Source organism: Polaromonas sp. P1_G1 (assembly GCF_056405595.1).
Genome location: NZ_JBFUBU010000001.1, coordinates 168,253 through 176,532 on the forward strand (window position 1 = coordinate 168,253; position 8,280 = coordinate 176,532).

The 8,280-nt window shown below is 67.3% G+C and carries 2 protein-coding genes; both read right to left on the reverse strand.

The annotated features are described in order from the left end of the window. Positions 1–106 precede the first annotated feature (106 nt). Positions 107–4,252: an OmpA family protein gene (locus AC1D1Y_RS00910; protein WP_477680677.1), complete on the reverse strand. Its 4,146-nt coding sequence runs from the start codon at positions 4,250–4,252 to the stop codon at positions 107–109. Further along, on the reverse strand, positions 4,249–8,280 hold a 4,032-nt coding region (locus tag AC1D1Y_RS00915), incomplete at its 5' end, for a beta strand repeat-containing protein (protein WP_477680678.1). The genes AC1D1Y_RS00910 and AC1D1Y_RS00915, both read right to left, overlap by 4 nt.

Below are 8,280 nucleotides of genomic sequence, written 5' to 3' on the forward strand. Positions count from 1 at the left end.
CCCACCCCATAAGCATTAGGTGTTCATTACGGCGCTTTCTTTTGTAAGTGTGGGTTGATAGAGACAAGGGACGCGCGCAGTGGCCTGCCCCCCTCATACGTCGCCCTCAATACGCCGCCAGCACATTGAAAAACCAGCCGCGGCTGCGATAAGAAAGATCGGTCAAATCATCCGAGTACTGCGTGAAGTTGTAGCCCACGCCCACCTTCACGCCTTTGCCGAGGTGCCGGTAAATGCCCAGTAGCGCGCCGGCTTTTGCATCCTGGGCTTCGGTGGCGCGCAGGTTTCGCAGCTCCACCAGTGCGTCCCATTCCTTGACCAGGTGCAGGTCGGCGCGCAGGATCAGCAGGTCGGCACGGCTGGAGAACCATTCGCCGCCGGCCACCGGTGACTTGAGTTCGCCGATGCGGAAGGCGTACTTGGCGCCGACCGACAGCCAGGGCTTCACGTCGTAAATCGTGTCGACCGAGAAGACCTGGCTGCGCTGCGCGTAGTCGGCCGCCTGGCCGGAGGGCGTGAGCTGGCCGGCGGTGGGCACGTTGTTCAGGTTGGTGTACTTGAACAAGGTATTCCAGCGGTCGTTGTCGACGGGGCGATACGCGCTGCCGATGACAAACTCGTGGTAGTTGCCGTCAACAAATGCGCCCTGGCTGTTGCTGGAGCGCGAGACGTTGAGCTTGCCGAGCAGGCGCCACGCCGGGTCGACCTGCAGGCCGACGGTGTTGCGCATGAGCCAGGTCGTGCGTTCGCCCGAGATGTTGCCTTTGTCATGGCGCCACTCGATGTTGCCGCCGTACTTGAGGCCGTCTTTTTTGTAGCCGATAGAGCCGCCCAGCGCGCGGCGCTTGAGGTCGCCGGCAAGCGGGTCGGACACGGTGCCGAACTCGACCTTGGCGCCAAAGTTCCAGCGGTCATTGGGCGACCAGTCGGTGCCGAAGGCCTGCGTCAGGCTTTGCGGGCCTGCGCCATTGACGGAGCGGCCTTCACCGAAAACGCGCAATTGATCGGACACGCGTGTGCTCGCGCCGGAGACCAGTGTGCCCTGGCGGCCGCGCCAGGCGACGTCGGGGCTTTCGGTTTCCACGGTGTAGGCCAGGTAGGCGTTGCTGCGGTCGGAGATGCGGTAGTCGGCGCCCAGCTTGCCGCCCACGCCCATGCTGCCGCTGGAAGCCTCGCCGCTGAGTTTCACGCGCTCGCTGACTTGCAGCGCGCCGCCCAGGCCGACACGGTTGTTGGGGTCACGCGTGTCGTCGCGCTCGAGCGTGCCCTGCACATAGCCGTAGGCTTCCCAGTCTTCTTTTTCGCCGGGCTTGCCGCCCTGGCGGTCGGGGCGGTAGTCGGCGCGCAGCTGCGCATCGGTGCGCGAGCCGGTTTGCGACAACAATGCGCTGGCGTTCGGCGTGACCTTGGAGCGGTCGTCGGCGCGCACACCGGCCGCGACTTCCCATTCGCTGTTCAGCGTCTGGCGAACCGCGAGTTCGGCGTTCTGGCTGTCCTGCAGGTCGCCATCGCGCCTGTCGGCCTTGAGCAGGATGCGCGTGCCCGGCATCACCTCCACGTCGGCGGAAGCACCCGCCTGCTTGACGGCCTCGCCGCCAATGCCTATCTGCCCTGGCGCCGAGTAGCCGCGGTCGCGGTTCTGCGCGTAGGCCGTGACCTTGCCCTTCATGCTGTCGGTCACTTCGGCCAGGTCGACCGAGGCCTCCAGGCGTTCGGCGCCGGCCGACTGGATGGCGCCGCTGTTCAGGGTGTTGAAGCCAAAGCCACCGTCAATCGAGGTCTGCGCGCCGTTGCCCGGGCCTTTGGAGCGGGCCGCCTCGAACTTGAGCCAGGTGCCGGGCTTGTAGCGCAGCGTGCCGTCCACGCCTTTGAGCGTCTGGCTGGAGCCGGTCTCGCCCTGGTGGTAGGTGCTGGCGCCCAGTTGAAAGTGGTCGTTGATCCACTGGCTGGCGCGCAAGCCGGTCGACAGGTTGCTGACGGCGGTGACGCCGGGTGCGAACTCATAGGTCGTGACCAGGTAGACCGGCTGGCCGCCGACCGCCGAAGTCATGATCAGGCCTGCGCCGCCGCCGGTGGCGGACAGCGGCGACTGCAGCAGGATGCGGCCCTGCAAGTAGTTGACCTCGTAGTCCTGCGTGGGCGCGAGTTCGCGGCGCTCTATCACCATGCCGGAATCCTTGTCGCGCACTTCGATCCAGACGCGCTCCGAACCCTGGGTGATGTCCAGGTGGCGCAGGTAATAGATGGAGCCGCCGGTGCCGCGGAACTCTTCGCGCGAGGCCAGGGTGCCCGGGTCGGCCGCGAAGGCGTCGATCTGCGTGCGCTTCTCGCCGTAGGCCGTGGCTTCTTCGGATCGGTGGCGCAACTGCGCGCCGTAGAGGCCGCGCGAATACTGCATCAACTCGGTGCCGCTCCAGGAGGTCTGGAAGTTGCCCCACATGATGTGCGAATCGCCTTTTTGCAGCTTGACGAAAAACTTGCCCTGCGTGGGCGCGTCGTCCACGGTGGTGCTGTCGTCGCCGTAGACCGGGTAGTACAGGTTGGGGTCTATGCTGCGCAGCAGGTACTTGGGGTCCTTGCTCGAGAAGTTGGAGAACAAGTCCTCGATGGGGCCTTCGCGTGTGTCGGCCGAAGCCGTCAGCAGCCACTCGCCCTTGATCTTGCCCTTGAGGTAAAAAGCGGCGCGGCCGTCGACGTAGACCTTGTCTTCGTAGTGGCTCAGGTCGCCGGTCACCAGCTTGGCGGGCCCGGACACATTGTTCTTGCCGACCGTCAAATCACCGAGTGCCAGGTAGAACCAGTCGTCGGCCGCGATGTTGAGGTTGCGGCGGAAGGTGGTGGCCTTGCCGTCGGTTTCCTTAAGTGTCACTTCCACCGATTGCGGGCCGGCCGGCATGATCTGCTTCATCGCGAACTTGCCCTGAGAATCTATCGGCAGTTCCAGGCCCAGCGCCTCTATGCGCTGGCCCGGCTTGAGGTTGCTGCCGTTGACCGTGACCGTGCCGCCCGCCACCGGGATGTTGCGCAGGGCCAGGCTGTTCTCGCCGTAGCCCGTGAGGCGTTCGCGCTCCAGCTTGTCCTGGTCCTCGTTCGCCGGCATGGCGCGCGCCAGCAGGTTCAGCGCCTTGAGGCTGGTTTCGTCGAAGCGGCCTTGCGCGTCGTACACGCGCAGCAGGTAAAACACCTGGTCGCCCGCGGTGTTGGACGGCACCGTCCAGCGGCTTGCGCCCGACCAGGCTATGGGGACGATCTCAAACGGCTGCTCCTGGGTTTTCTGCCCAGGGCGGAAGAGGCGCAGTTCGGCCTTTTTGATCCACGGAATGTAGTTGGACCAGGCACGGAATTCCACGGCTTCGCCCTTTACGGCCGTGCCGGGTGTCGCCCAGGCGTTCATCAGCGGCACGGCGGCCAGGCTGTCGTAGCGGACCTGGATGTCCGCCCGCTCGAGCGCGACGTCGGCGCAGCGCTGGCCGTCGGCCTCGTTCGGAATCTCAGCCGTGTTGATCGGCTCGCCGTCGATGGTGATGCGGAAGGGCACGGTGGACTGGCCGACCGATTGCGGCGTGCACGGCGGCCGCGCGGCCGCGGGAAGCGGCACAGGCGCGGCTGCCACCGCGGCAGGCTGGAACCACACGCGCAATTCAACACGGCGGTTGCGGGCCATGCCCTCCGGTGTCGCGTTCGAAGCCAGCGGTTTGCTTTCGCCCTCGCCCTGGATCGAATACGTGATCGCAGGGTTGTTAAGGACTTGTTTGAGATAGGCGGCCACCGCCAGCGCACGTGCTTCAGACAAGCCCTGGTTGTCCTTGAAGATGCGTTTGGTCTCGGGCGCCAGGCGCTGGTTGTCGGTGTGGCCCACGACCGCAATGCGTGTGGTCGAAGACATTTTGGCTTTTGCGCCAATGCCCGCGGCCATGGAATTCAATACCGCACGGGCCTCCGGTGTCAGTTCGGCTTTTCCGGAAACAAACAGGTTGGAACCGTTGATCTCCTGGAGTGAACGATCGACCTGCGCAGGGCTTGCGGGCACCTGCGCGGCGAGGCTGCGCATGGAAGCAGCCTCTTCGCGCGTCACGCCCGAGGGCATGGGGTAGGCGATGGCCGGCTGCACTTCTGCCGGCGGCGGCACGCTGAACAGGTCTATGCGCCCGTTGTCGATTCGTTTGCCGCTGACTTCAGTGACGGCCCAGGTCGATGCGCCCGCGCAAAGCAGGCCGGCGGCGACGGCTATCGCATGTGTACGGAAATTCATTTCGCCGTCTCCAGCTCGGTTTCAATCATCAAGGGGTGCAGGGGTTCGCTTTCGGCGGCCTCATTCCCGTCTTTCCTCTTGCGTCTGGCCTCCCACAAGGCCTGTATTCGCTCGCTGACCGCGGCCACGCGTTTTTCGGCGAGTCCGGCCGCCTCGGCGCCGGGGCGGTAGGCGATGCGCAGCACCGACGGCCGCGCGGCGAGCTGTTCGGGAAGCTTTTGCAGGGTGGCGAGGTAGGCGGGCTGCAGCTCGGTGCTGTCGTTTCCGCTGGTGAAGGCGGCGCCCGAAAGCTCAAGCCGGACCACGCGGTGCACGGTGGCGCCGAAATTGAGCTTGACCATCTTGCCGCGTGTCACACGCACGTCGCGCGGGTTCTCCGTGGTCAGGCGGTAGCCGGAGGGCAAGGTCCGCTCGTCCACCTTCATCACGAAGTTGGAGCCACGGTCGGCGTTCGGGATCGCCGCGCAGGCGACGTGGAAGCGGCCGTCGTGGTCGCTGGTAACCAGCAGGCCGCGCGCCGTGGCGATGCGCACGTTGGCGATGCCGGGCTCGTCCTGGTCCTGGTAGCCGTTGGCGTTCTTGTCGTCGAAGACCTTGCCGATGATGTCGGAGCAGTCGAAGGTCGGATCGGGTACGACACGCACGGCGGCCGTGGCGGTGTTGGAGATCTGCGCATTGACCAGGGCGTTTCGCGCCGCGACCTGGTTGGTGTAGGTCCCTTCGGACACGCCGGTGCCGACCACCAGCAGCATGCGCCAGGTCTTGCGTTCACCGCCGGCGAACACTTGGTTGGCCCAGGTCAGGTTGCGGCCGCTGATGGCCGGCTCCAGCGCCACGCCGTTGAGCGAGGCCGAGCCGGTGCGGTAACGGAAGCCCGCGGGAATCAGGTCGACCACACTGACGTTGCCGAGCACGGCGTTCAGCGTGTTGGTGGCCGTGATGGTGTAAGGCACCAGGTCGCCGCGCACCACGTTGACCAGCGGTGTGCTCTTGGTCATCACGATGGCGCCGCCCAGGATGGGGTCCAGCGGGATGTGGTTGTTCAGCACGTTGGCGGAGCCGGGAATCGCGGCAAAGGTGAACGTGAAGAAGTACTGCGTGGTGGCCGCGCCGCCCGCCAGGGCCAGCGTGTTGTTGGGGCAGGCCGCGGGGTTGTGCTGCGGCACGCCGGTGCCGGGCGCGAAGTTGCTGTTCTGCACCAGCGCCGGGTCCGGGCTGGGCGGGGCCAGGCCGACGCCCAGGGTCGCCGTGCAGGCCGGGATCATGGCCGAGGGGCCCGGCAGGTAACCGGCCGGCGAGGTCACGGTGAGCGTGTACAGCGTGCCGCCCACGGGTGCACCGCCCAGCAGCAGGAACTGGTAAGCGCCGTCCGCGCCCGTGGTCTGGGTCAGGCTGCCGCCTATCACGTCGGCCGCCGTGAGGCCGGGTGCGGAAAGCGTCACCACGGCGCCGGGCACGGGTTGCCGCGTCACCGCGTCGTAGACCACGCCGCTCGGGTCCAGCGGCAGGCTTTGCGCCACCGTGGTGGTGCCGGCGGCCAGGGTCAGGCCCCGCAGGGTGCCGTCGGTGTTGTTGGCGCCGGCGGGATTGGCGTTGGGGTTGGGCGTGCCGTTGGTATACGGCAAGCCGGTTTCATTGGGCACCGGGCGGCCGTAGATGCGCCCGCTGGTCGGTTCGCGGAAACGGATCTGGTAGCCCGAGCCGGGCGCCACGCTCGGGAAAGCGTAGGCGCCGCTGGCGTCGGAGGTGGTGGTGCCGACCACCACGCCGCCCAGCGTGAGTTCGACGATCCAGCCGGGGACCAGCGGCTCGCCCGGGTCCTTGATGCGGTCATGGTTGAGGTCGCGCCACACCGTGCCGCGCACCGCGGCCACGTCGGAGATCACCGTGGGGTCGGTGGCGGTGTTGTTGCCGTTGAAGCCTGCGGGCTCATTGCCGCCGGAGACCACGGCGGTGTTCACCAGCACCTGGCCGGACAGGCCCGCGGCGACTGCCACGCGCACCGTGAAGACGGGGGCTGTGCCGCCCGCGGCGATGACGCTGGCGGTGTTGCAGGTGACCGTGGTGACGGCGCTGCTGCAGGACCAGGTGGCGCCGCCGGCGACGGCGGCCACCGTCATGCCCGCGGGCAGGGTGTCGACCACGGTGATGGTGCCGGAGGTCGCCACCGTGCCGACGTTGGAAACGGTGATGGTGTAGAAGCCGGTGCTCGAGCCCTGCGCGAAGCTGACCGGCGAATGGGTCTTGGCGATGGCGAGATCGGGTGCCGCGCCGGGAATCTCTGCGAAATTGTTGTCGGCCGACACGGCGTTGGCGGTGGCCAGCGGAATCGCCGAGATAGCCGAGACCGGGTTGGCCGGCAGGGTTGCCACACCGCCGGTGCTGCCCGCGATGGTCTGGCCGTTGGTAGTGCCCGCCGCCTGCGGCAGCGGCTGCGTGACGGTGTAGTTGCCCTGTGCCAGGCCGGTGAAGCTGTAGCGTCCGTCGGCCGCCGTGGTGGTGGTTCTGGAGACGGCCAGGCCGTTGATGTCGGTACCGGTCAGGTTGATGGTCTGCCCACCTATGCCGTGGTCGCTGCCGTTGACCGCGCCGTTGTTGTCGTAGTCCAGGAAGACCCGGCCGGAAATCGTTCCGCCGTTGGCCACTTCGGCGAAGTTGTTGCCGGATGAGACCGTGTTGGGCGGCAGCACGAGGGTGCTGATGCGGCTGGGCGTGACGGCCGGCGTGGTGGCCGTGCCGGGCGTGCCGCCATTCGGTACGGCACCGGCCGTCGTGATGCCGTTGGAGGTTCCGGCGGGCTGCGTGGGTTCCACCACGGTATAGGAGCCGGGCAGCAGGTTGCCGAAGCTGTAGCCGCCCGCGGCGTCGGTGACGGTGGTCGCCAGCAGCGCGTTGGTGCCGGGGTCACGCAGTTCGATCGTCACGCCGGGCAGCGGGTCGTCGGCGCCGTCCTGCACGCCGTTGTTGTTGAGGTCTTTGAAGACCTTGCCGGTGATGGACGAAGGCGCGACTTCCGCGAAGTTGTTGTTGGCCGAGCCCGAGATCTCGCCGCCCGCGCCGTTGCCGTTGAGCGTGATGTTGGTGACCTGGCTGCTGGTCGCGGTCGGGTTGGACGCGATGCCGGCCGTGCCGGTGCTGCCGTTGATGCCGCTGATCGCGCCGGCCGTGGTGATGCCGTTGGTGGTGCCCGCGGGCTGCGCGGGCTGGCACACCGAGTAGCTGCCGGCCGCCAGGCCAGCGAACAGGTAATTGCCCAGCGCGTCGGTGGTACCTGTCGTCAGCAGCGCGCCGCTGCAGTTCGCGCCGCTGCGCAGTTCAATGCTCACGCCGGCGATCGGCGTGTCGGTGCCGTTCTGGAAGGTGCCGTTGGGCGTCGGGTTGTTGTCCTTGAAGACCTTGCCCGAGACATAGCCCAGGGTGCTGATGGTCAGCGGCGCATTGGCGGGCGCCTGGTTGTTGCCCAGGTTGGTCTGCAGCGCGCCGGCCGGAATGTTGTTGGTGTGCGTACCGGCGGTGAGGCCGGTCACATTGACGTCAATCGTGCAGCCGCCCGCGGGAATGGTGCCGCCGCTGTTCAGCCGCACGCTGGTGGCATTGGCCGCGGCCACTACCGTGCCGCCGCAGGTGGTCGCCATGCCGGGCGTAGCGGTCAGCTGGATCTGCCCGGGCGCGGTGGGCAGCACGTCGTCGAAGTTCGCGCTCAAGGTCATCGCCGTGGTGTTGGCGTTGCCCAGCACGATGCTCAGTCGCGACACGCCGCCGGGCGGAATCACGGCCGGCGAGAACTGCTTGCCGACGGTGGGCGGGGTGGAAACAATCAGCTGCGCGCTGGTGGGTTCCTCGTTGCTCACGCCTTCGTTGGTGGTGATGCTGGCGGTGGGAACCGTGTTGGTGTAGACGCCCGAGATGTTGCTCAGCACGTTGACGGTGACGGTGCACGAACCGGCGGCCGCGAGCGTCGCGCCCGTCAGGCGCACGCTGGTTGCCGACGCTGCCGCGACAACGCTGCCGCCGGCGCAGGTGGTGGC